Origin of the sequence: Herbaspirillum sp. NPDC087042, from assembly GCF_044745245.1 — a bacterium.
Classification (GTDB): domain Bacteria; phylum Pseudomonadota; class Gammaproteobacteria; order Burkholderiales; family Burkholderiaceae_D; genus Herbaspirillum.
The window spans coordinates 119,763-143,952 of the sequence record NZ_JBIUZW010000001.1; the positions used below are offsets into that span (position 1 = coordinate 119,763).

23 protein-coding genes are annotated in these 24,190 nt (G+C 64.0%); 20 read left to right on the plus strand and 3 right to left on the minus strand.

The genetic code is table 11. From position 1 onward, the window contains the following. Positions 1-50 precede the first annotated feature (50 nt). Together ACIPHN_RS00545 and ACIPHN_RS00550 are read left to right on the plus strand one after the other, a co-directional pair. Positions 51-1,559, plus strand: coding sequence for a sugar ABC transporter ATP-binding protein (locus tag ACIPHN_RS00545; RefSeq protein WP_400431214.1), 1,509 nt, complete (start codon positions 51-53; stop codon positions 1,557-1,559). 37 nt (positions 1,560-1,596) lie between these two features. Beyond that, entirely contained in the window at positions 1,597-2,607 is a 1,011-nt protein-coding gene (locus ACIPHN_RS00550; protein WP_400431217.1) for an ABC transporter permease, read from the plus strand. Between the two features lie 113 nt (positions 2,608-2,720). Here ACIPHN_RS00550 and prpF read toward each other — a convergent pair whose 3' ends face one another. From prpF to ACIPHN_RS00565, 3 genes are read right to left on the minus strand one after another with little or no spacing between them, the layout of a single operon-like run. Then, complete coding sequence (gene prpF / locus ACIPHN_RS00555) at positions 2,721-3,911, minus strand: 2-methylaconitate cis-trans isomerase PrpF (protein ID WP_400431220.1); 1,191 nt, start codon at positions 3,909-3,911, stop codon at positions 2,721-2,723. Then, entirely contained in the window at positions 3,908-6,529 is a 2,622-nt protein-coding gene (gene acnD, locus ACIPHN_RS00560; RefSeq protein WP_400431222.1) for a Fe/S-dependent 2-methylisocitrate dehydratase AcnD, read from the minus strand. Before acnD ends, prpF begins: the two co-directional genes overlap by 4 nt. A 48-nt stretch (positions 6,530-6,577) precedes the next feature. Next, positions 6,578-7,300: a GntR family transcriptional regulator gene (locus ACIPHN_RS00565; RefSeq protein ID WP_400431225.1), complete on the minus strand. Its 723-nt coding sequence runs from the start codon at positions 7,298-7,300 to the stop codon at positions 6,578-6,580. Positions 7,301-7,551: 251 nt separating this feature from the next. On the opposite strand from ACIPHN_RS00565, the gene ACIPHN_RS00570 reads away from it, so the two are divergent. The 18 genes from ACIPHN_RS00570 to rbsK all read left to right on the plus strand — a co-directional run bounded on the left by ACIPHN_RS00570 (position 7,552) and on the right by rbsK (position 24,186). Then, complete coding sequence (locus tag ACIPHN_RS00570) at positions 7,552-8,289, plus strand: IclR family transcriptional regulator (RefSeq protein ID WP_400431228.1); 738 nt, start codon at positions 7,552-7,554, stop codon at positions 8,287-8,289. 134 nt (positions 8,290-8,423) lie between these two features. Beyond that, positions 8,424-9,176 (plus strand): transporter substrate-binding domain-containing protein, encoded by a 753-nt coding sequence (locus ACIPHN_RS00575; protein ID WP_400431231.1) that lies wholly within the window; start codon positions 8,424-8,426, stop codon positions 9,174-9,176. 160 nt (positions 9,177-9,336) lie between these two features. After that, a complete protein-coding gene (locus ACIPHN_RS00580; RefSeq protein WP_400431234.1) occupies positions 9,337-10,002 on the plus strand; it encodes an amino acid ABC transporter permease in 666 nt (221 codons plus the stop codon). Next, a complete protein-coding gene (locus ACIPHN_RS00585) occupies positions 10,002-10,775 on the plus strand; it encodes an amino acid ABC transporter ATP-binding protein (RefSeq protein ID WP_400431237.1) in 774 nt (257 codons plus the stop codon). The genes ACIPHN_RS00580 and ACIPHN_RS00585 overlap by 1 nt, the downstream gene beginning before the upstream one ends. Further along, positions 10,765-11,391, plus strand: coding sequence for a HutD family protein (locus tag ACIPHN_RS00590; RefSeq protein ID WP_400431240.1), 627 nt, complete (start codon positions 10,765-10,767; stop codon positions 11,389-11,391). Before ACIPHN_RS00585 ends, ACIPHN_RS00590 begins: the two co-directional genes overlap by 11 nt. 144 nt (positions 11,392-11,535) lie before the next feature. Then, on the plus strand, positions 11,536-12,975 hold the full coding sequence (locus tag ACIPHN_RS00595) for a formimidoylglutamate deiminase (RefSeq protein WP_400431243.1): 1,440 nt from the start codon (positions 11,536-11,538) through the stop codon (positions 12,973-12,975). Positions 12,976-12,983: 8 nt separating this feature from the next. Next, entirely contained in the window at positions 12,984-13,784 is an 801-nt protein-coding gene (hutG, locus tag ACIPHN_RS00600; RefSeq protein WP_400431246.1) for an N-formylglutamate deformylase, read from the plus strand. Between the two features lie 193 nt (positions 13,785-13,977). Then, positions 13,978-14,415, plus strand: coding sequence for a universal stress protein (locus ACIPHN_RS00605; protein WP_400431249.1), 438 nt, complete (start codon positions 13,978-13,980; stop codon positions 14,413-14,415). Between the two features lie 311 nt (positions 14,416-14,726). Then, positions 14,727-15,200 (plus strand): hypothetical protein, encoded by a 474-nt coding sequence (locus ACIPHN_RS00610; protein ID WP_400431252.1) that lies wholly within the window; start codon positions 14,727-14,729, stop codon positions 15,198-15,200. A gap of 94 nt (positions 15,201-15,294) precedes the next feature. Next, positions 15,295-16,149: a DUF2145 domain-containing protein gene (locus tag ACIPHN_RS00615; RefSeq protein WP_400431254.1), complete on the plus strand. Its 855-nt coding sequence runs from the start codon at positions 15,295-15,297 to the stop codon at positions 16,147-16,149. A 131-nt stretch (positions 16,150-16,280) separates the two neighbouring features. Beyond that, a complete protein-coding gene (gene nhaA, locus ACIPHN_RS00620; protein WP_400433116.1) occupies positions 16,281-17,423 on the plus strand; it encodes a Na+/H+ antiporter NhaA in 1,143 nt (380 codons plus the stop codon). Positions 17,424-17,892: 469 nt separating this feature from the next. After that, the gene (locus ACIPHN_RS00625; protein WP_400431257.1) at positions 17,893-18,018 is read left to right on the plus strand and encodes a hypothetical protein; all 126 of its coding nucleotides are present in this window, start codon (positions 17,893-17,895) and stop codon (positions 18,016-18,018) included. A gap of 68 nt (positions 18,019-18,086) precedes the next feature. Next, a complete protein-coding gene (locus ACIPHN_RS00630) occupies positions 18,087-18,266 on the plus strand; it encodes a hypothetical protein (RefSeq protein ID WP_400431260.1) in 180 nt (59 codons plus the stop codon). Between the two features lie 279 nt (positions 18,267-18,545). Further along, a complete protein-coding gene (locus ACIPHN_RS00635; RefSeq protein WP_400431263.1) occupies positions 18,546-19,490 on the plus strand; it encodes a sugar ABC transporter substrate-binding protein in 945 nt (314 codons plus the stop codon). A gap of 110 nt (positions 19,491-19,600) precedes the next feature. Next, positions 19,601-21,169 (plus strand): sugar ABC transporter ATP-binding protein, encoded by a 1,569-nt coding sequence (locus ACIPHN_RS00640; protein ID WP_400431266.1) that lies wholly within the window; start codon positions 19,601-19,603, stop codon positions 21,167-21,169. A gap of 49 nt (positions 21,170-21,218) precedes the next feature. Continuing rightward, on the plus strand, positions 21,219-22,208 hold the full coding sequence (locus tag ACIPHN_RS00645) for an ABC transporter permease (RefSeq protein ID WP_400431269.1): 990 nt from the start codon (positions 21,219-21,221) through the stop codon (positions 22,206-22,208). Positions 22,209-22,242: 34 nt separating this feature from the next. Further along, a complete protein-coding gene (locus tag ACIPHN_RS00650; RefSeq protein WP_400431272.1) occupies positions 22,243-23,247 on the plus strand; it encodes a LacI family DNA-binding transcriptional regulator in 1,005 nt (334 codons plus the stop codon). Between the two features lie 27 nt (positions 23,248-23,274). After that, positions 23,275-24,186, plus strand: a complete 912-nt coding sequence (gene rbsK, locus ACIPHN_RS00655; protein ID WP_400431274.1) for a ribokinase — start codon at positions 23,275-23,277, stop codon at positions 24,184-24,186. Positions 24,187-24,190 lie beyond the last annotated feature (4 nt).

Sequence of the window (24,190 nt, forward strand, 5' to 3'; positions counted from 1 at the left end):
CCCGTGGCGCCCGCCGCCGTGCTCGCTGACACCCTCACCAAGGAGTCCAGATGACGACTGACCCATCCTTCCGCGCCGACCTGGCCCTGCGCGTGGACAAGCTGAGCAAGCGCTATGGTGCCTTCCACGCCCTGCGGGGCGTCAGCCTGGGCATACGCCGGGGAAGCATCCATGGTCTGCTGGGAGAGAACGGGGCGGGCAAGAGTACGCTGGTGGGGATCATTTCCGGCCAGCGCGCCCCCAGCGAAGGCAGCATCTACCTCGACGGCCAGCCCATCGAGGGCGCCGACGTCAAGCGCATGGAAGAGGCGGGCGTCTACCTGGTGCCGCAGGAGCCGATGATCATCCCGCACATGTCGGTGATGGAAAACCTGATGCTGGGCCTGTGGCCATCCACGCGCGGCTTCATCGCCTGGCGCCGCATGCGGGCCAACGCCGCTCGCATGCTGGCCGGCACGGGGATCGACGCGCATCGCATGGCCGGCAGCCTGGACGCGGTGGCGCGGCGCAAGCTCAATATCCTGCGGGCGATGTTCTCGGGCGGCAGCATCATCATTCTCGACGAACCGACCGCCGCGCTGACCGTGCCGGACCGGATCCAGCTGTTCGACTTCATGCGCCAGCTGCGTTCGGAGGGCGTGACCTTCCTTTTCATTTCCCATTTCAACGACGAGATCCTGGAAATCTGCGACGCCGTCACCGTACTGCGCGATGGCGAACTGGTGGCCACCTGCGAGGACGTCGGCAGCCTCAGTTCATCGCAGCTCTCGGAGTTCGTACTGGGGCGGGAGCTGGATCTGTTCCAGCGTGACCGGAGCAGGGCGGATACCGGCACGGGCGGGGACGCCATCGAGCTGGATGAGATCGTCGCCGGCAAGCTCCATATCGAACGGATGGCGATCCGCCCCGGCGAAATCGTCGGCTTTACCGGCCTCCCGGGCGAGGGCGCCAAGGAGCTGGCGCGTAGCCTCTTCGGGCTGGCGCCGGTGCAGGGTGGCCGCCTGCGCTTTCCGCGCCAGCAGGCTACGGCATTACCGGCCACGCCCGAGCAGGCCATTGCCATGGGCATTGCCTATCTTTCTGACGACCGGCGCAAGGATGGCGTGGTCGGGCACCTGTCCATCCGCGAAAACATTGCGCTGTCCTCGCTGCGCCGGCGCGTCCGGCGTGGCCTGGTCGATGCGGGGCAGGAGAGCCGGGTCTGCGCTGCCTATTTCACGCGCATGGGCATCAAGGCCGGTGGCATGGAGGACGCCGTCAATACGCTCAGTGGCGGCAACCAGCAGAAGGTCTGCCTGGGCCGCGTACTGGCGACCACGCCACGCCTGCTGATCCTGGACGAACCCACGCGCGGCATCGATGTGGGCGTCAAGCAGGACGTATTGCGGATCCTGGATGAACTCAGCGCGCTGGGCGTGGCCGTCATCATCGTCTCCACCGACGTTGATGAACTGGCCCGTGCGGCTGACCGCATCTGCATCTTCCAGCGCGGCCGCATCGCCCATGTAGTCAGCGGTGACGAGATCAGCACCGACCGCTTGCGCCAGCTATCGCAATGAGACACACACGACAGAACACGAACAAAGGAGACCCGACATGACCGCTGCAACACAGACTGGCGCCACCCCGGGCGCAACCATTCCCACCCGGCAGCCGCACCGTGCCCGGCAGATGCTGGGCTGGATCCTGCGCAATGTCGTCTGGATCTGGCTGGTGGCGCTGGTGCTGGGATTCGGGATGTTCAGCCGCTTCTTCCTGAGTGTGATGAACCTGCAGAACATCCTGGTCCAGGCCACCGTGCTGGGCATGCTGGCGCTGGCGGTGGCCTTGCCCCTGCTGGTGGGCGAGATCGACCTGTCGCTGCCGGCCAACCTGGGATTTTCCTCGGCCATCGGGGCCTGGCTGTATGCCAGCTATGGCGGGCCATGGTGGCTCACCATGTTGGCCGGTGTGGCCGTGGCGACGGCCATCGGCTGGTTCAATGGCCTGTGCATCACGCGCTTGCGCATGGTCTCGCTGATCCAGACCCTGGCCATGATGATCGTGCTGCAGGGCGCCTTGCTGGCGCTCACGCAAGGCAAGACCATTACCAACCTGGACGATGGCTATATCTGGATAGGCTCGGCCACCCTGGGCGGCTGGCCGGTGATGCCGGTGATCTTCGTGCTGGCCTTGCTGGCCATGGCGGTGCTGCTCAGGCATACCGTGCTGGGGCGTTCCATCTATGCGGTGGGTGGCAATGCGCAGGCCTCGTATGCGGCCGGGATCCGGGTCAACCGCATCAAGATCACCTGCTATGCGCTGGCCGGCTGCATCGCCGGCATTGCGGGCTATCTGCTGGCCTCCTGGCAGATCGCCATCACCTCCAACCAGGGTGCCAGTTACCTGTTGTATGCGATCGCCGCGCCCATCATCGGGGGTGTCAGCGTCTTCGGCGGACGTGGCAGCGTGCTGGGCATCCTGGGCGGTGTGCTGCTGCTGACGGTGATCCAGGTGGGACTGGCCATTACCAATGTACCGTCCTTCTACGTCGGCATGATCGGCGGCGTGATGATCTTCATCGCCGTGGCCATCGATGCGATCCGGGTACGCTTCTTCGTGCAATAGCCAATCACCGATCACCCATCGCCGAGCGCCATCCATGAAAAAGGCACGCCGACGCGTCAGTGCGTCGGCGTGCCTTGTGCTGGCGTCCTGGCAGGCCAGAGGCGATCAGTGCCTCAGAATGCGTCGCCCGGCACGCGCACCCAGCCTTCCATGAGCACACGGGCGCTGCGGCTCATGATGGCCTTGGTGACCACCCATTGGCCGTCTTCCAGCCTGGCCTCGGCACCTACCCGCAGGGTGCCCGAGGGATGGCCGAAGCGCACGCTGTTGCGTTCGCCGCCGCCAGCGGCCAGGTTGACCAGGGTACCGGGGATGGCCGCGGCCGTGCCGATGGCCACCGCCGCCGTGCCCATCATCGCGTGGTGCAGCTTGCCCATGGACATGGCGCGCACCAGTACGTCGGTATCTTGCAAGCCGACCGTCTTGCCGCTGGAGGAGACATATTCCTTCGGCTTGGCCACGAAGGCCACCTTGGGGGTGTGCTGGCGGGTGGCGGCTTCTTCCACCTTGGCAATCAGTCCCATGCGGATGGCGCCATGGGCACGGATGGTCTCGAAGCGGGCCAGCGCGGCCGGATCACTGTTGATGGCCTCCTGCAGCTCGGTGCCGGTGTAGCCGAGCTCTTCCGCATTGAGGAAGATGGTCGGGATGCCGGCATTGATCATGGTGGCCTGGAAGCTGCCCACGCCCGGCACCTCCAGCGTATCGACCACATTCCCGGTGGGGAACATGGCGCCGCCGGCGCCTTCTTCCTCGGCGGCCGGGTCCATGAATTCGAGTTGCACCTCGGCGGCGGGGAAGGTCACGCCATCGAGTTCGAAGTCACCGGTCTCCTGCACCTGGCCACCCCGGATCGGGACGTGGGCGACGATGGTCTTGCCGATATTGGCTTGCCAGATGTGGATCACCGCCACGCCGTCTTGCGGCAGCTTGGCCGGATCGACCAGGCCGGCGGCGATGGCGAAGGGGCCGACGGCGGCCGACAGGTTGCCGCAGTTGCCGCTCCAGTCCACGAAATCCTTGTCGATGGAAACCTGGCCGAACAGGTAGTCGACGTCATGGCCGGCCCGGCTGCTGCGCGAGATGATGACCGTCTTGCTGGTGCTGGAGGTGGCGCCGCCCATGCCATCGATCTGCTTGCCATAGGGATCGGGGCTGCCGATGACGCGCTGGAGCAGCTTGTCGCGGGCGCGGCCCGGGACGCGGGCGGCTTCGGGTAGGTCGTCGAGCTTGAAGAAGACGCCCTTGCTGGTGCCGCCACGCAGGTAGGTGGCGGGGATGCGGAACTGGGGGACTTGGCTCATGCTTGTTCCTTTGCGTTCTGGCCGGCATGGGTGGAGGCTTCCAGGAAATCCTGGGCGAAGCGTTGCAGCACGCCGCCGGCTTCATAGATCGAGACTTCTTCGGCAGTATCGAGACGGCAGGTCACCGGCACCTCGACGCGTTCACCATTCTTGCGGTGGATGACCAGGGTCAGGTCGGCGCGCGGACGGCGCTGGCCGATGACGTCGAAGGTCTCGGTGCCATCGATGCCGTAGGTATTGCGGTTCTCGCCAGCCTTGAATTCCAGCGGCAGCACGCCCATGCCGATCAGGTTGGTACGGTGGATGCGCTCGAAGCCCTCGGCCACGATGGCTTCCACACCGGCCAGGCGCACGCCCTTGGCGGCCCAGTCTCGCGAGGAACCCTGGCCGTAGTCGGCGCCGGCCACGATGATCAGCGGCTGCTTGCGGTCCATGTAGGCTTCGATGGTTTCCCACATGCGCATTACCTTGCCTTCCGGCTCCAGGCGCGCCAGCGAACCCTGCTGCACGCTGCCGTCGGGCTTCTTCACCATCTCGTTGAACAGCTTGGGATTGGCGAAGGTGGCGCGCTGCGCCGTCAGGTGGTCGCCCCGGTGGGTGGCATAGGAGTTGAAGTCCTCCTCCGGCAGGCCCATCTTGGCCAGGTATTCGCCGGCCGCGCTATCGAGCAGGATGGCGTTGGACGGCGACAGGTGGTCGGTGGTGATGTTGTCGCCGAGCACGGCCAGCGGGCGCATGCCCGAGAGCGTGCGCTCGCCGGCCAGCGCGCCTTCCCAGTAGGGCGGACGGCGGATGTAGGTGCTCTGGGCGCGCCAGTCGTACAGCGGGCTGACCGACTGGCTGCGATCGACGCGGGCCGAGAACATCGGTGTGTAGACATTGCGGAACTGCTGCGGCTTGACGGCGGCCGCGACCACGGCGTCGATTTCTTCGTCGCTGGGCCAGATGTCCTTGAGGCGGATTTCTCGGCCATCGGCGCTGACGCCCAGCACATCCTGTTCGATATCGAAGCGGATGGTGCCGGCGATGGCATAGGCCACCACCAGCGGCGGCGAGGCCAGGAATGCCTGTTTGGCATAGGGGTGGATGCGGCCGTCGAAGTTGCGGTTGCCCGATAGCACGGCAGTGCTATAGAGGTCGCGGTCGATGATTTCCTGCTGGATCTTGGGATCGAGTGCCCCGGACATGCCGTTGCAGGTGGTGCAGGCGAAGGCCACGATGCCGAAGCCCAGCTTTTCCAGGTCGCCGGTCAGGCCGGCTTCTTCCAGGTACAGCTCGACCGCCTTGGAGCCAGGCGCCAGCGAGCTCTTGACCCAGGGCTTGCGCTCAAGACCCAGGCGATTGGCGTTACGTGCCAGCAGCGCCGCCGCGATCACGTTACGCGGGTTGCTGGTGTTGGTGCAGCTGGTGATGGCGGCGATGATGACGGCGCCGTCGGGCATCTTGCCCGGTTCGTTCTCGACCTTGCCGGCGATGCCCTGGGCGGCCAGCTCGGATACCGGCAGGCGCTTGTGCGGGTTGCTGGGGCCGGCCAGGGTGCGCACCACGGTCGAGAGGTCGAAGCGCAGCACGCGCTCGTATTCGGCCTTGGCCAGGGTGTCGGACCACAGGCCCGCCTCCTTGGCATAGGTTTCCACCAGCTGGACCTGCTCGTCTTCACGACCGGTCAGCTTGAGATAGTCAATGGTCTGCTGGTCGATCGAGAACATGGCGGCGGTGGCACCGTATTCCGGGGCCATGTTGGAGATGGTGGCACGGTCGCCCAGGGTCAGGCTGGCGGCACCGGCGCCGTAGAACTCCAGGTAGGCGCCCACCACCTTCTGCTTGCGCAGGAATTCGGTCAGCGAGAGCACGATGTCGGTGGCGGTGATGCCAGGCTGACGACGACCGGTCAGCTCCACACCGATGATGTCGGGCAGGCGCATCCAGGAGGCGCGGCCCAGCATGACGTTCTCGGCTTCCAGGCCGCCCACGCCGATGGCGATCACGCCCAGCGCATCCACGTGCGGGGTGTGGCTGTCGGTGCCGACCAGGGTGTCGGGGAAGGCCACGCCATCCTTGGCATGGATCACCGGCGACATCTTCTCCAGGTTGATCTGGTGCATGATGCCGTTGCCGGGCGGGATCACGTCCACGTTCTCGAAGGCCAGCTTGGTCCAGTCGATGAAGTGGAAACGGTCTTCATTGCGGCGGTCCTCGATGGCACGGTTCTTCTGGAAGGCCTGCGGATCGTCGCCGCCACATTCCACCGCCAGCGAATGGTCGACGATCAGTTGCACCGGCACCACCGGATTGACCTTGGCCGGATCGCCACCCATGTCGGCAATCGCATCGCGCAGGCCGGCCAGGTCCACCAGCGCGGTCTGGCCCAGGATGTCGTGGCACACCACGCGCGCCGGGAACCAGGGAAAGTCCAGCTCGCGCTTGCGCTCGATCAGCTGGCGCAGCGAATCGGTGAGGGTGGCCGGGGCGCAGCGGCGCACCAGGTTCTCGGCCAGCACGCGCGAGGTGTAGGGCAGGCCATCCCAGGCGCCGGGGCGGATCGCCTCCACGGCGGCGCGGGCGTCGAAGTAGTCCAGTCGGGTGCCGGGCAGTTGCTTGCGGTATTGGGTGTTCATGGCGGTTGGCTCGTGTCTCGTTGATGGAATGATTCTTGGGGTGCCGTCTCAGGCCTGATCCCGCTGGCTGGCCGGTTTGCCGGCCGAGGCTTGCGCGATCTGGTGTTCGATGTTGCGGCGGGAAGCGCCGATGTGACGCCGCATGAGCAGGTCGGCCAGCTCGCCGTCACCATCGGCCAGCGCATCGAGGATGCGATGGTGTTCGGCAAAGGCCTGGCGCGGCCGGTTGGGAGCGGCGGAATACTGGATGCGGTACATGCGGGCCAGCTGGTACAGCTCGCCGCAGAGGATGCGGGTCAGGATCTGGTTGCCGCTGGCCTGGATGATCTTGTAGTGGAAGTCGTAGTCGCCTTCCTGCTGGTAGTAACCGCGTCCGGCCTGGAAGCCTTCATCCTTCTCGTGGGTTTCCAGCACCCGGCGCAGCTCGTCCAGCTCGGCGCGGCTCATGCGTTCGGCTGCCAGGCGGCAGGCCATGCCTTCCAGCGATTCGCGGATCTGGAACAGCTCTACCAGCCCCTCCAGCGTCAGCGACACCACCCGTGCGCCCACATGCGGTACCCGTACCAGCAGGTTCTGGCCTTCCAGGCGATGGATGGCTTCACGCAACGGTCCGCGGCTGATGCCATAGGTGCGCGCCAGCTCGGGCTCGGAAATCTTGCTGCCGGGAGCGATATCACCCTGCACGATGGCGCTCTGGATCTTGCGGAAAACGTGTTCCGACAGTGTCTCCCCGTCGCGGTCAGATCCTGACAGTGCAATCAGCTCAGTCATGGTGTCGACAATCCTTGTTTATTTATGGGATTGATCATAGCACTTTGCCTGAAAAATGGAAGAAGTGTCGACACTCAGCTATTTTCGGCACTGACCAGTTAAAAAATAGCATGAGGCAATTTTCGTTGCAGATGAGAAAATTCAGCCAGCCATTGGGAAAATGTGAAGGCTCCCTTCAAATTTTTTCAAAAAATTTCCCTATATACGGGAATTAATCGCCTAAAGTGAGAATTTAACCTTATATTGCCGCCATGGACTCTCCACAAACCTCCACCATCGTCGACCGCGTACTCCACGTTCTAGCAGGCGTGGCCCGTGCCGGCAAACCTGTCAGTGCCAAGCAGATTGCTGCCATGGTCCAGCAACCGGTCAGTACCGTGTATCGCCACCTGGCTTCCCTGAAGAAATGGGGCCTGTTGCAGGAACACATGAACTCCGGCACCTTCGAGCCGGGACCGACCGGCGTGCAGCTGGCCTGGGGCTTTGACCAGAACTCCAACCTGATCAGCCAGAGCCGCGAGGAAATCAGCTCGCTGGTCCAGCGCAGCGGTGAAAGCGTGGGCCTGCTGGTGCCGATCAACGGACAGATGGTCTGTATCGCCATGGAAGAGAGCGACCAGCCCCTGCGCTGTTCCTTCACCAAGGGGCGGGCGCATCCGCTGCTCCGGGGCGCATCGGCCAAGAGCCTGCTGGCCTTCATGCCGCGCAAGCTGCAGCAAAAGATCATTTCCGACCAGCTGGGCGAGAAGCCCGAAGAGGCCCTGGCGCTGGAAACCCAGCTCGACGAGATCCGCCGCCGCGGCTATTGCATCAGCGAGAGCGAGGTCGATCTGGGCGTGTGGGGGGTCTCGGTCCCCATCATGACCTCCAATGGCCGCCTGGAAGGCACCATCACGCTGATGGCGCCGGCCCTGCGCGTGGGCACGCGGGAACAGGAACTGGTGCGCATGACAGTGGAATCTGCGCAGCGGATTTGTAATCGTTTTTAAGCGTGCAGGTCACCGGTCTTTCTCCTCGGGGAAGGCCGTGTACCGAACGCCTGAAGGATTTGTTGTCATCACGCCGGTATGCCGGTACGCCGGTGTCCGATCCGTCTCGTCGTTTCTCTACTGAGGAAGTCATGATGAAATTCTCCAAGCTGCTTTGCGTCTTCACGGCCAGCCTGGCCATGCTCACCGCCGCTGCGCCGGCGGTCCACGCCGCCGACAATGTCATCCGTGTCGGCACCGATGCCACCTTCCCGCCGATGGAATTCGTCAAGGATGGCAAGCGCACCGGTTTCGATGTGGAATTGATCGAAGCCCTGGCCAAGACCATGGGCAAGAAGGTCCAGTGGGTCGATATCGACTTCAAGGGACTCATCCCTGGCCTGATCTCCAACCGTTTCGACATCGCCGCCTCGGCCATCTACATGACCGATGAGCGCCGCAAGGTCGTCAATTTCAGCGATCCCTACTACCGTGGCGGCCTGGCCGTGCTGGTACGTCGCGAGGACCAGAGCATCAAGGTCCCCGATGACCTGAACAAGGGCAAGAAGGTCTCGGTGCAGGTCGGTACCAAGTCGGTGAGCTACCTGAAGGACAACTTCCCTGGTGTGGAGCGCGTCGAAGTGGAAAAGAACCAGGCCATGTTTGACCTGCTGGCCACCGGTCGTGTCAATGCCGTGGTCACCGGTCGTCCGGCGGCGGTGGAGTACGCCCGTACCCAGCCGCTGGTGCGCGTGCTGGACAAGGGCCTGACCACCGAGCTGTATGGTTTCGCCATGCGCAAGGATGATGCGGCGCTGGCCGAGCAACTCAACAAGGCCTTGCAGACCCTGCGCGTGAACGGTACCTATACGGCCCTGACCGACAAGTGGTTCGGCAAGAGCGAGTAAGTTCCAATCCGGCCGCATCCGGCCACATCCGGCCTCTGGTTCGAGCAGGCCTGAGGCCGGACCTGGACCGCCCGGGGCGGTGGTCCATTCTCCGTCTGCATGGCACCTACAGCCCGGGCTTTTCGGTCGGGGAATGGGATTCTTTTTTCCGGGGTTTTTCATGAAACTGGATTTTTCGGGCGTCTGGGAAAGCTGGCCCTCGCTCGTCCACGGGACGCTGGTCACGGTGGAAATCACCGCCGCCGCCCTGGTACTGGGCTGCGTGCTGGGACTGCTGGTGGGGCTGGGGCGTCTGTCGCCGCAGCGCCGCGTGATCTACGGCATCTGTACCTTCTACCTGACCCTGGTGCGCGGCACGCCGCTGCTGGTGCAACTGTTCCTGTGGTTCTTCGGCCTGCCGCACGTGGGGCTGATCCTGCCGGCCTATGTCTGCGGCATTCTGGGGCTGGGCATCTATAGCGGCGCCTATGTGTCGGAAATCGTGCGCGGCGCCATCCAGTCCATCGAACGCGGCCAGATGGAGGCCGCCCGCTCGCTGGGACTGCCGTATCGCATGGCCATGCGGCGCGTGATCCTGCCGCAGGCCTTGGTGCGCATGATCCCGCCGCTGGGCAATGAATTCATCGCGCTGATCAAGAATTCGGCACTGGTGTCGCTGCTGACCATCGCCGACCTCATGCACGAGGGCGAGAAGATCATCAGCGTGACCTACCGTTCGCTGGAGACCTACCTGGTCATCGCCGTGATCTACCTGGTCCTTACCAGCGTCACCACCATCATCCTGCGCCGGATCGAGAAAGTCCTGCGTTCCGAAGGGAGGGTCTGATGAGCCAGGCCATCGTCGATATCAAGGGCTTGCGCAAGTCGTTCGGCAGCCATGTGGTGTTGAAAGACATCGACTTCGCCGTCGCACCCAGCCAGGTGGTGGTCATCATCGGCCCCAGCGGCAGTGGCAAGAGTACCTTCCTGCGTTGCCTGAACGGCCTGGAAACGGCCGAAGGCGGCACCGTGGTGGTGTGCGGCCATCCGGTGGTGGAGGGCGGCCGCATGATGCCCGAGCCCAAGCTGGATGCGCTGCGTGCCGAGGTGGGCATGGTGTTCCAGTCCTTCAACCTGTTCCCGCACCTGACGGTGCTGGACAACATCACCCTGGCACCCACCTGCCTGCGTGGCGTGCCGCGCAAGCAGGCCCAGGAGCAGGGGCTGCGCCTGTTGCAGAAGGTCGGCCTGGCGCACAAGGCCAAGGAGTATCCCGGCACGCTCTCGGGCGGCCAGAAGCAGCGCGTGGCCATTGCCCGCGCCCTGGCCATGGAACCCAAGGTGATGCTTTTCGACGAACCGACCTCGGCGCTCGACCCCGAACTGGTGGGTGAAGTACTGCAGGTGATGAAGGATCTCGCCGCCGATGGCATGACCATGCTCATCGTCACCCACGAGATGGGCTTTGCCCGCGAGGTGGCCGATGTGGTGGTGGTGATGGACCATGGCAGCATTGTCGAGTCCGGCGCGCCGGCCGATATCTTCACCGCACCACGCGAGGCCCGTACCCGCAGCTTCCTGCAGACCATGCTCACGCGCGAGGCGGCCCATGGCGCCTGACTCCGGACTGAAACGGGAGCGCGCCGCCAAGACCATCGCCTTCGTCGGCGAACTGGGCCGCATCGACGCCGTCCCCTGGAAGAACGAAGGCGGCCAGACGCGCGAGCTGTGGGTGCAGCCGGAAGAGGCCGATTTCTCCAGCTTCACCTGGCGCGCCAGCGTGGCCGATGTCGGCCGCGACGGCGTGTTTTCGACCTTCGAGGGCATCGACCGCACCATCGTCTTGCTCGAGGGTGGCGGCTTCACCATGCACAGCCTGGGGCAGCCGGTACACGACCTGCGCGAATGCTTCGCGCCCCACGCCTTCCCCGGCGAACTGCCGGTGTCGGTGCAACTGCATGGCGCACCGACGCTGGACTTCAATCTGATGGTCAGGCGTGACCATGCCGAGGGCAGGGTAGTGATCTTCAATGAGCTGAACTCGCGTCGGCTGCCGGCCGACACGGTCCTGCTCTACGTCGCCCAGGGCGCTGCCTGCCTGTCCGACGTGGACGGCTTGCAGCAGGCCCTGTGCGGCGGCCAGTTTGCGCGTCTGCGCGAGGGCGTCAGGCTGCCCGACCTGCTTTGCACGCCCGGCACCGTCGTGCTGGCTGTGTGCATACGGCCGAAGACCTGAGATCCCCGGACATTGACGATCCACCCGCCACCAGCGGCGTCAATGAACTGGGCCTACACTGGAACGCCTTTCGTCGTGATTCCGTGATTCCAAGCGGACGTATGAGAGGTGTTCCAGACATAGCCAATACAAAAAGGTGAGCACATGGCATCGCATCGCGAACAAGACCTGCAACACCTTGATGGCGCCGGCGGCACGCTGTTCTGCCCGCTGGCCTTGCTCCCCGAGGGCTGGCGCAGTGACGTGCTGCTGCGCTGGGACGGCTCGGGCAATTTCCTGGCCGTCGACGCCGGTAGTGATGGTGGTGACAGCGGTGATGTGCCGGTGGCCACCGGCCCCGTCATCGCCGGCATGCCCAACCTGCATTCGCACGCCTTCCAGCGTGCCATGGCGGGATTGACCGAGACCATGGGCAGTCCCACCGATTCCTTCTGGAGCTGGCGCACGTTGATGTACCGCTTTGCCCAGCGGCTGCAGCCCGAACACCTGGAGGCCATCGGCCGCCAGCTCTACATCGAGATGCTCAAGGCCGGCTATACCTCGGTGTGCGAATTCCATTACCTGCACCATGCCCCGGATGGCCAGTCCTATGCCGATCCGGCCGAACTGGCCTTGCGTGTCATGCAGGCTGCGCAGGAGGCGGGCATCGGCATGACGCTCTTGCCGGTGCTGTACCAGCAGGGCGGCTTTGGCGGGCAGCCGCCATCGGCCCAGCAGGCGCGCTTCGTCTCCTCCGTGCCCTGGCTGCTGGATTTGCGCGAGCGTTTGCAGCGCGCGCTTCCCGAGAACGGCATGCGCCGCTATGGCATGGCGCCGCACTCGCTGCGCGCCGTGTCGGCGCAGAGCCTGGATGCGCTGGTGAACGGATTGCGCTCCCAGCCGGGCGGACACGATGCCCCCCTGCATATCCATGTCGCCGAGCAGATGCGCGAAGTGGAGGATTGCCTGGCCTGGTGCGGCCAGCGCCCGGTACAGTTATTGCTTTCCCTGCAGGAACTCGACGCACGCTGGTGCCTGGTGCATGCCACCCACATGGATGATGCCGAATATCGGCGCGTTGCCGCCAGCCAGGCGGTGGTGGGCCTGTGTCCGACCACCGAGGCCAATCTCGGTGATGGCATCATCGACGCGCCGCGCCTGCTCGATGCCGGCGCGCAATGGGGCATCGGGTCGGACAGCAACATCGCCATCAACCCGCGCTCGGAGCTGCGCCTGCTCGAATATGGGCAGCGCCTGCACCACCAGCGACGCAATGTGCTGGCCACCGGGCAGGCTCCGGCGGTGGCCGATCGCCTGTACGTGCAAGCCGTGGCTGGTGGCGCCCGAGCCAGCGGCCGGGCGGTGGCCGGGCTGGCAGTGGGGCAACGCGCCGACTTCGTGGTGCTGGACGGCGAGCATGTCAACCTGGCCGGACGCAGTGCATCGCAACTGCTCTCGGCGCTGGTGTTCGGCGAGCACGAAGGCAACCCGGTGCGTGACGTCCATGTTGCCGGCCGCAAGGTGGTCAGTGCCGGCCATCACGCGCTGGAAGACCATGCACGCCTGGCCTATCGCCAGGCCGTGGCCGATTTACTGAAGGAGTAGGAAGCAAGATGCAAAACGATATTTTCGCGCTGCGGCAGGGTACGACACCCTTGCTGATTTCCATGCCTCACGTGGGTACGCGCCTGCCCGAGGACCTGAAACCGGTCTATAGCGAGGTCGGCCTGCAGGTCGACGACACCGACTGGCATATCGCCGAGCTGTACGACTTTGCGGCCGGCATGGGCGCCTCGGTGCTGCGTCCCTACCACTCGCGCTACACCATCGACCTGAATCGTCCGGCCGATGGCAAGAGCCTCTATCCGGGCCAGAACACCACCGGCCTGTGCCCGCTGACCACCTTCGACAATGTGCCGCTGTACCGTCCCGGCTGCGAGCCCGACGAGGCCGAGACCGCACGTCGCCTGGAGCTCTACTGGAAGCCCTATCACGCGGCCCTGCAGGCCGAACTGGCGCGCATCAAGGCCCTCCACGGCTATGCCTTGCTGTGGGATGCACATTCGATCCGCTCGGTGATCCCGCACTTGTTCGAGGGCGAGCTGCCGGTCTTCAATTTCGGCAATGCCAGCGGTGCATCCTGTGCAGCCGGTGTGGGCGAATCGCTGCTGGAGCTGGCCCGGGAGCTGGCGCCGCACTATCCGGCGGTACTCAATGGCCGCTTCAAGGGCGGTCACATCACCCGCCACTATGGCCAGCCCGACCAGAAGGTGCATGCGATGCAGCTGGAGCTGGCGCAGCGCAGCTACATGCAGGAAGAGGCGCCATATGCGCTCGATGCCGCGCTGGCCGGGCAGCTCAAGCCGGTGCTGGCGCGCCTGATCGAGCGCTTCCTGGCCTTCAGGCCGACCTGATGTCCTGGTGCTGAGAAGACTCGCGGCCTGCCACTGTGCAGGCCGTTTTTGTTTGCGCGTTGCCATTTGATCTAGCGCAAGCCGCGTCCAGCCTGGCCCCCAGCGCGGTAGCGACTTGATGCATGTCAAGTACAGACCGGTGTGCCGGGCCTACTATGCAGTCATACGAAATCAGTCACCTACGGAGGTCAACATGTTCAAGAACATCCTGCTGGCAACCGATGGTTCTCGTCTCTGCAATGAATCCGTGAAGGCGGCCATTGCATTGGCCAAGAGCTGCGGCAGCAATCTGGTGGGCTTGTCGGTGGCGGGCAATCTGCGCGCCTTGTCGATTCCGGAAGTCAGCGTGGGCGTCGATGTGGCGCGTACCGGCGAAGCCGGCCGTGCACGGGCACTGGCCAGCGTGGAGATGATCACCGAGATGGCGCGTGAGCAGGGCGTTCCCTGCTCGGTGCAGGTGGCACAGGGTGGTCGGCCCTACGAAGAAATCATGCGCGTGGCCGAGCGTGAACATTGCGATGCCATCTTCATGGCTTCCAAGGCCCGCTCGACGCTGGGGCGACTGCTCTTCGGCAGCCAGACGCAAAAGCTGCTGGCCCGTAGCAAGGTGCCGGTGCTGGTGTTCCGCTGAGATGGATGGAGGAGCACTGAGATGAATTGAGGCAGGTGGCTGCAAGGGCCATTGCCAACGGTTTGTGGTGTGGAGGGTCGGGCCGTTCCTGTGGAGAGGGACGGCCCATTTTTTTTGTCCATCGAAATGGCATGGAAATGACGTTGATGCTTGCAAGGAGGCGTCAATAAAGGTCAATTTCGGCTTACAGCTCTCTGCAATTGCAAAGTTTGCCAGACACGCTCAGGTGGCAGGCTACACTCGCGGCGACCACAAGCCCACACCTGACGATGTGGGATGCGCTGGAACATAACAACAAGGCCATCCGCGACATGACTCTTTCCAAGACAAGCAAGCTGCTGCCGATGCTGCTGGCCCTCGCATTGCTGTCGGCCCACGCCAGCAGCATGGCCAACGGCATCTCGATCTCCCTGTCGCTCAGCGTGAGCGGTACCGTGGCCAGCGTCTCTACCCTGGTCAGCAAGGCCACGACCACGGTGGTCAACCTGGTGGACCTGACCCATGGCACCTACAAGGTGAGCAATATCGAGGTGGCCGATGGTCGCACCGACCAGATGCGCCTGCGGCTGCAGGCCGATGGCCAGGATCGCGACCACGACATCTATCTCTATCTGCCCGCCAATGACTATGCCCGGGTCGAGATCGGTGTGGGCCAGACGGTCAGGGCGACACGGCAGGACTATGGCCTGGCGTTCTACCAGGCATTCGAGAAGGAACCTTTCGTAGTGGTCCTCAACGAGCAGTGGCGGGATGATCTCAATGCCAGGCAGGTCGTGATCCAGTAGGATGGCCGCAGTCCTGCCCGCTATGACTGGCCGCTTGCATCGCCTGCTGCGGCAGGCGCTTTTGTGCCTGCTCTGCAGCTGCGCCGTGGTCGTCATGGCACCCGCCCATGGCGCCAACCTGTTCGTCTATTGCGACCGTACCCTGGACCTGAACGCCGAGCAGAAGAACCAGTTGCTGCATTTCGCCGCCGCCGTCAGGGCCGAACTGGACCAGGCCGATGCCAGCAGCGCCATCATTTCGCGTTCGGCCATCGATCTGGAGCGTTTTCACATCCGTTATTCGCATGCCGGCTTTGCCATCCGCACTGGTGCGATGGGCTGGACGGTGCGCCAGCTGTTCTACAGTTGCGAAGACGAGAAGCCGGATATCTTCGACCAGGGGCTGGCGGGCTTCCTGATCAACAATGACAGCACCACGATTCCCTTCGTGTCGCTGGTGTTCGTGCCCGGCGTGCTGGGCCTGGAAATGCATGACACGGCGCTAGACAAGACGCTGGCGCTGCATCTGCTGGGCGGGCAGTACAGCGCCAACGCCTATGCCTTTTCGACCCAGTTCCAGAACTGCAATCAGTGGCTCATGGAAATGCTGGCCTTTGCATGGGGGCATATCGATGTCGACCATGCGTTCCGCGCGGCGGCCCAGCAGTGGCTGCGCGACAGTGACTATCGACCCAGCGATATCCATGTCGAGCAGCGCTACCTGATGTGGGTCAGCCATGTCATCCCGCTGATCCACAATGCCGATCATCCGCCGGCCAACATTGCCGGCAATCTCTATCAGGTCAGCATGCCGGAATCCATCGAGGACTTCATCCAGCGACGCGACCCTCGCAGCCGGCGCGTCGAGCTGTGCATGCACGGTGGCACGATCGTGGTTCATCATGGCTGGAGCCGCATCGCCGACGACTGCAGCCCCGGGCAGGGTGACCAGACCCTGTCGGCGCGCTGAGCCAGATCCCGGACTCGCTTTATTTGGAGAATTGGCGCTCCCTTGTTACAGTCAATGCCTGTGTTGAAAACGGCAACAAGGAGCAGTCATTGAGCAAGACACATCAGCAATCTTCCGGCGGCAACGCCTTCATGCGTTTCTTTGCCCACGAGGCGGCCGGCGGCATCGTACTGGCCATCGCGGCGGTGCTGGCCCTGGTGATCAGCAATTCGGACTGGCGCGAAGCCTATGCGCGCTTTACCCAGATCAAGGGGACGGTCGATATCGGCGGGCTGGTGGTGCTGTCCAAGCCCTTGCTGCTGTGGGTCAATGACCTCTGGATGGCCGTCTTCTTCTTCCTGGTGGGGCTGGAAATCAAGCGTGAATTCGTCGAGGGTGAGCTGGCCTCGCGCAAGCAGGCCATCCTGCCGGCCGCCGCTGCCCTGGGTGGCATGGTGGTGCCGGCAGCGATCTATGCCCTGGTCAACCTGGGCGATCCGGTCGCCTTGCGTGGCTGGGCCATCCCCGCGGCCACCGACATCGCCTTTGCCATCGGTATCGTGATGTTGCTGGGTTCGCGCGTACCCACGTCGCTGAAGGTTTTCCTGACGGCCGTGGCCATCATCGACGACCTGGGCGCCATCGTCGTCATTGCGCTGTTCTATACCGACCATCTGTCGCTGGGCATGCTGGCCGGCGCTGGTGTGGGCACGCTGGTGCTGGTGCTGCTCAATCGCAGTGGAGTGCGGCGTGCCGACATCTACCTGGTGGTCGGCCTGATCATCTGGGTGTGTGTGCTCAAGTCGGGCATCCACGCCACCCTGGCCGGGGTAGCCACGGCGCTGGCCATTCCCATGCGCGATGCAGAGGACAAGCCACTAGCGGGTGCGCTCGAACATGGCTTGCATCCCTGGGTGGCCTTCCTGGTCCTGCCCATGTTTGCCTTTGCCAATGCCGGCGTGAGCTTGCAGGGCATGTCGCTGGGCAGCCTGCTGGAGCCCATTCCCCTGGGGATTGCCGGCGGGCTGGTGCTGGGCAAGACCGTGGGGGTCTTTGGCGCGGCCTGGCTGATGATCCGTAGCGGCCTGGCGGCAGCGCCCACCGGTGCCAGTACCCGGCAATTCATCGGCGTGTGCATGTTGTGCGGCATCGGGTTCACGATGAGCCTGTTCATCGGCGGGCTGGCTTTCCAGGGACTCTCCGCCGACTTCGAGGCCAAGCTCAAGCTGGGCGTGCTGGGGGGATCGATCCTCGCGGGCCTGTGCGGCACGCTGGTATTGTGGCGTAAGACATAAGCGTGGTGAATGTCTGGACGGCATGGCGGGCATCTGATGCCGAACTTCGGGGAGAGACCAGTACAAGCGCGGCATTCGGGACAGCGTATTGCCGAAGTCGCCATTTGACGACGATTTCACAACTTTTTGTTTTGCGGCGCAAAAAAGTTATCTGATAATCAATGACTTGGCGTTTTCCTGTCGGATGAGGCTTTGCCAAAATGGCATCGGCCTGTTTGCAGCTCTGCAATGACGTCCTGCCAACGGGCAATTTGCTGCTACGCGAAATAAAGCATTCTTTACATCATTTTTTGGCAGTAGCAAGATGGGCTTGCGGGCCTGTCTGGGCGTGGACCGGGAGCTCGGTCACGGTATCTGGAGTGACAGCAGGCCCTGCAGCATGGCAGGGATGTTGATTGAAGGAAATTTCATCCCTTGAGACGATAAGCAGCACGAATATCAGTGCGGCAGATGAAACGAGGAGACAGCGATGAAATTCATCGAATTGCTACTGGACTATGGCGCCCAGGCGTTGGCATGGTATCTCTTGTACGTCATCGTGGGCAGTTTCGCTTTTGGCGCCTATGTCTGGCGCCGCGCCAGTCCGGGACACTAGCCCGGTGCGCTGAGCGGATGTGTGGAAATGTTGCCTGGGGGCAGGCAGAAGGTTTGGGGAAGGACGATATGCACATCCTGGAACAGATCCTTGCGTGGGGCAGGGTCTTCTTGAACTGGTACGTGGTCTACGTGCTGGTGGCGGGCGGCGCTTTTGCCGCCTATCTGGTCTATCGGCTGTGGCTGCCTGATTCGCTCAAGCCCAAGCAGGACCGATCGGGGTCGGCCCATCACGGTCGCGTGGACTGACACGCCCGGCAGCAACGACGGTCATGGACGGCGGGTAGTGCCAAGCGGTGCTACCCGCCGTTTTTCATGGCAGCGTCACGGTGCGGGCTGACATGGCGGGGCCCTCCTGGCGCCGCTCTTCAAATAGATTGACTGACTGGCAAGACATGAAAAAAGCTGCGGGACGGGCTTTATTTTCATGAATGCCGGTGCTATTCTCCATTTCGCGCAAACGTTTGCGCGACTATAACGGTGCGTATCTTCAGGGAAACGCCGACAACATCAATATTGGAGACGCAGATGAACACATTCACCCGCCGCCATTTCGCCATTGCCGCTCTGGCCTGTGCAGTCCTGCCCGGTGCCGCGATGGCGCAGACCCCGGCCAAGCCCAAGGTGGCGCTGGTCATGAAGTCGCTGGCCAACGAATTCTTCCTGAACATGGAGAATGGCGCCCGCGAATACCAGAAGGCCAATGCCAGCAAGTTCGACCTGATCGCCAACGGCATCAAGGACGAGCAGGACACCGCCAACCAGATCAAGATCGTCGAACAGATGATCGTCTCCAAGGTGAGCGCCCTGGTGATCGCCCCGGCCGATTCCAAGGCCCTGGTACCGGTGGTCAAGAAGGCCATCGACGCCGGCATCATCGTGGTCAACATCGACAACAAGCTCGATGACGCGGCCTTGAAGGAGAAGGGCATCAGCGTGCCCTTCGTCGGTCCTGACAATCGCAAGGGCGCCAAGCTGGCCGGTGACTACCTGGGCAAGCAACTGCAGAAGGGCGACAAGGTCGCCATCATCGAAGGCGTGTCCACCACCTTCAACGCGCAGCAACGTACCCTGGGCTTCCAGGATGCGATGAAGGATGCCGGCGCCAACGTGGTGACCGTGCAGTCGGGCCAGTGGGAAATCGACCAGGGTAACAAGGTCGCCGCTGCCATTCTCAACGCCCATCCGGATGTCAAGGCCATCCTGGCTGGCAATGACAACATGGCGCTGGGTGCCGTGGCCGCCATCCGTGCCGCCGGCAAGACCGGCAAGGTGCAACTGGTGGGCTACGACAACATCACCGCCATCAAGCCGATGTTGAAGGATGGCCGCGTGCTGGCCACCGTCGACCAGTTCGCCCAGCAGCAAGCGGTGTTCGGCATCGAGACCGCACTCAAGGCCATCGCCGAGAAGAAGCCGCAAAGCGCCCTGGGTGGCGTGGTCGAAACCAAGGTGTCGCTGGTCACCAAATAAGCACCAGGTAAGCCCAAGGCCGCTCCGGCGCGTCTGTCTCTCCCGCAAAGCGCCTGTGCCACCGACGGTGGCGCGGGCCTTTGCCTCCCCCTCATTGCGCTACCGCTTTCATGCAGCCCAACGACAATCCTCCTCCATCGGCTCCCTTGCTGACCCTGTCGGGCATCGGCAAGCGCTATGCCGCACCGGTGCTCGATGGCATCGACCTGGACCTGCATCCCGGCCAGGTGCTGGCGCTGACCGGTGAAAACGGCGCCGGCAAGAGCACGCTCTCCAAGATCCTCTGCGGCTTGGTCGATGCCAGTGCCGGCCAGATGACCCTGGACGGCCAAGCCTATCAACCTGCCTCGCGCACCCAGGCCGAAGCCCTGGGCATCCGCATGGTGATGCAGGAACTGAATCTGATCCCCACGCTGTCCATCGCCGAGAACCTGTTCCTGGAAAAGCTGCCACGCCGCTTCGGCTGGATCGACCGCAAGCAGTTGGCTGCTGCGGCGCGTACCCAGATGGACGTGGTCGGCCTGGGCGAGCTCGATCCCTGGACGCCGGTGGGCGAGCTGGGACTGGGGCATCAGCAGATGGTCGAGATTGCCCGCAACCTGATCGGCAGCTGCCGTTGCCTGGTGCTGGACGAACCCACCGCCATGCTGACCAACCGCGAGGTGGAACTGCTGTTCTCGCGCATCGAGCGCCTGCGCGCCGAAGGCGTGGCCATCATCTACATCTCGCACCGGCTGGAAGAACTCAAGCGCATCGCCGACCGCATCGTCGTGCTGCGCGACGGCAAGCTGGTCTGCAACGACGATATCGGTCGCTATACGACCGAGCAGCTGGTGCAACTGATGGCCGGCGAATTGACCAAGGTCGATCTCGATGCCGGTCATCGTCGTATCGGCGCGCCGGTCTTGCGGGTGCGCGGCCTGGGACGCGGCACGGTAGTACAGCCCACCAGCCTGGCATTGCATGCCGGCGAGGTGCTGGGCATCGCCGGCCTGATCGGTTCGGGTCGTACCGAATTGCTGCGCCTGATCTTCGGTGCCGACCGGGCCGACCAGGGTGAAGTCTTCATCGGCGACAGCCAGCAGGCCGCGCGCATCCGCAGCCCCAAGGAGGCGGTAAAGGCGGGCATCGCCATGGTCACCGAAGACCGCAAGGGACAAGGCCTGCTGCTGCCGCAGGCCATCAGCGTCAATACCTCGCTGGCCGACCTGGGTCGGGTGAGCCGGGGAGGGGTGCTCAACCATGCGGCCGAGGCTGCCGTGGCGCAGGACTACATCGCCAAGCTGCGCATCCGCAGCCATGGCGCGACCCAGGCTGCCGGCGAACTGTCGGGCGGCAACCAGCAGAAGGTGGTGATTGCGCGCTGGCTGTATCGCGATTGCCCGATCATGCTCTTCGACGAACCCACGCGCGGTATCGACATCGGCGCCAAGTCCGACATCTATCGGCTCTTTGCCGAACTGGCGGCGCAAGGCAAGGGGCTGCTGGTGGTCTCCAGCGACCTGCGCGAGCTGATGCAGATCTGCGACCGTATCGCCGTCATGAGCGCCGGCCGCATCGCCGAGACCTTCAGCCGCAACGACTGGTCGCAGGAGCGCATCCTGGCTGCCGCCTTCAGCGGCTACGTGGGACGCCAGGAAGCCGCTGCCGCCGCGCAGGTGGCCGGCAATACGGCCTGAGGCCGGGCCGTCCCGATATCAACTGCAACGAATCGAACCGAACCGACAGATGCAAACCTCTACCTCATCCTCCCTGCCCAAGAGCCGCCAGGCGGCTTACCTGGCCGGCCTGAAGAACTATCTGGGACTGGTCGCGGCGCTCGTGGCCATGTGCGTCATGTTCGCCTTCCTGAGCGAAAACTTCCTCAGCGCGGCCACCTTCATCACCCTCTCCAATGACATCCCGCCGCTGGTGGTCATGTCGGTGGGCATGACCTTCATCCTCATCATCGGCGGCATCGACCTGTCGGTCGGCTCGGTGATGGCGCTGGCGGCCTCCATGCTGTCCATGGCCATGGTGCGCTGGGGCTGGCCGCTGTATGCCGCAGCACCCCTGGGTGTAGTGGTGGCCGCGGCCTGCGGCACGCTGACCGGCCTGGTGTCGGTGCACTGGCGCATCCCGTCCTTCATCGTCTCGCTCGGCGTGCTGGAGATCGCCCGTGGCCTGGCCTACCAGGTCACCAACTCGCGCACCGAATACATCGGCAGCGCCGTGGACGTGATCAGCTCGCCCATCCTGATGGGCATGTCGCCGGCCTTCCTCTCGGCCATTGCCATCGTGGTGATCGCGCAGCTGGTATTGACCCGCACCGTGCTGGGACGCTACTGGATCGGCATCGGCACCAACGAGGAAGCGGTGCGCCTGTCTGGCGTGAATCCCAATCCCAGCAAGATCCTGGCCTTCGCCCTGATGGGCGCACTGGCCGGCATCGCCGCACTGTTCCAGGTCTCGCGCCTGGAGGCGGCCGACCCCAATGGCGGCGTGGGCATGGAGCTGCAGGTGATTGCGGCTGTCGTCATCGGCGGCACCAGCCTGATGGGCGGTCGTGGTTCCATCGTCAGCACCTTCATCGGCGTACTGATCATCTCGGTGCTGGAAGCCGGGCTGGCGCAGGTGGGTGTGAGCGAGCCGATGAAGCGTATCATCACGGGCGCGGTCATTGTCGTGGCCGTCATTCTCGACACTTACCGTCGTCGTGGCCAACGCCACGCACGCTAGGCGTCGGGCTTGCCCACGCTTTTGAACAGCCACCATGTCAACCATCAAGGATGTCGCCAGATTGGCCGGGGTGTCGTACACCACGGTGTCCCACGTGCTCAACCAGACCCGCCCGGTCAGCGCCGAGGCGCGCGAGCGGGTGCTGCAGGCCGTCAAGGACCTGGAGTATGTCCCCAGTGCGCTGGCGCGCTCCCTGCGCAGCAAGGTGACCGGCAGTATCGGCCTGATCATCCCCAACAATACCAACCCGTATTTTTCGGAGCTGGCACGCGGCATCGAGGATCACTGCTATGGCGCCGGCTATAGCGTGATCCTGTGCAATTCCGATGATGACCCCGACAAGCAGCGCGACTATCTGCAGGTATTGCAGACCAAGCGCTGCGATGGCCTCATCATCGCCACCCTGAACCAGAGCCACTTGCAGCCGACCGGTCGGCTCGATATCCCCACCGTGCTGCTGGACCGCGCCCCCAAGGAGCGCGATATCGACCTGGTCAGTACCGACAATTTCCTGGGCGGCCAGCTGGCGGCCCACCACCTGCTGGAGCTGCGTCGCCGACGCATTGCCTGCATCGCCGGCCCGGCCGGGCTGGAGCTGTCCGACGAGCGGGTTGATGGCTTGCGCCGTACGCTCGCCCTGGGCGGCGTGGCGATGGCCGAGGCCGACCTGCTGCATGCCGACTTCAGCGGCATCGGCGGTTACCAGGCCGCCATGCAGTTGCTGCAGGGCGAAAGCCGACCGGACGCCATCTTCTGCTGCAACGATATGATGGCCATTGGCGTCTTGCGGGCCGCGGGTGAATTGCAGATCGAGGTGCCCGGTCAGCTGTCGGTGATCGGCTTCGATGATATCGAACTGGCCCAGTTCGTCCATCCGCCACTGACCACGGTGGCCCAGAACACGCGCCGGCTGGGCAACCTGACCGCGCAATTCCTGCTGGAACGCATCGCCGACCCGGCCTTGCCGGCGCGCCGCGAAACGGTGGCGCCGCAACTCCATGTGCGCGGCTCCACGGCCCCGTACATGCCTCCAACCTGAACAACCTGAAGACACAAGAGCATCGACATGATCGTCATCATCGGCAGCATCAACATGGATCTGGTATTGCGCGTGCCGCGCATGCCCATGCCGGGGGAAACCCTGGCCGGCGAGCGTTTCATGACCATCCCCGGCGGCAAGGGCGCCAACCAGGCGGTAGCTTGCGCGCGCCTGGCCGCGCCCGGTACCGGTGTGGCCATGGTGGCGTGCGTGGGCGACGATGCCTTTGGCACCCAGATGCGTGCCTCCATCGTGGCCGCCGGCATCGATGACAGCCACGTCGACGAGATCGCCGGGGAAGCCACCGGCATTGCCTCCATCATGGTCGATGCGCAGGCGCAGAACAGCATCGTCATCGCCGCCGGTGCCAATGGCCGGCTGGACGTCGATCACATCGAGCGCGCCCGGCCTCTGATCGAGCGTGCTTCCATCGTCCTGCTGCAACTGGAAGTGCCGATGCCGACCGTCATCCACGCCATCGAACTGGCCCATGCTCTGGGCAAGACAGTGGTTCTCAATCCGGCACCGGCACCGACCTCGGCGCGCGCACTCCCGGACGAGTTGCTGCAAAAGATCGACTACCTCATCCTCAACGAGATCGAGGCCGCCATGCTGGCCGGCCTGGCCTCGGAAGACATCCCGCTGCTGGCCGACAGGCTGCATGTGCAGGGCGCGCGCAATGTGGTGGTGACGCTGGGCGAGAAGGGCGTCTATGGCTCCTTCGCCGATGGCCAGAAGCGCCACCTGCCGGCACGCAAGGTACAGGCGGTCGATACCACGGCCGCAGGCGACACCTTCATCGGTGGCTTCATTGGCGCCCTGGCGCAAGGCCGCGACCAGTTCGAGGCCATCGCCTATGGCCAGGCGGCGGCCGCCCTGAGTGTCACGCGCGCCGGTGCCCAGACCTCCATTCCCAGCCGCGACGAAGTCGTGCTCTGATCAC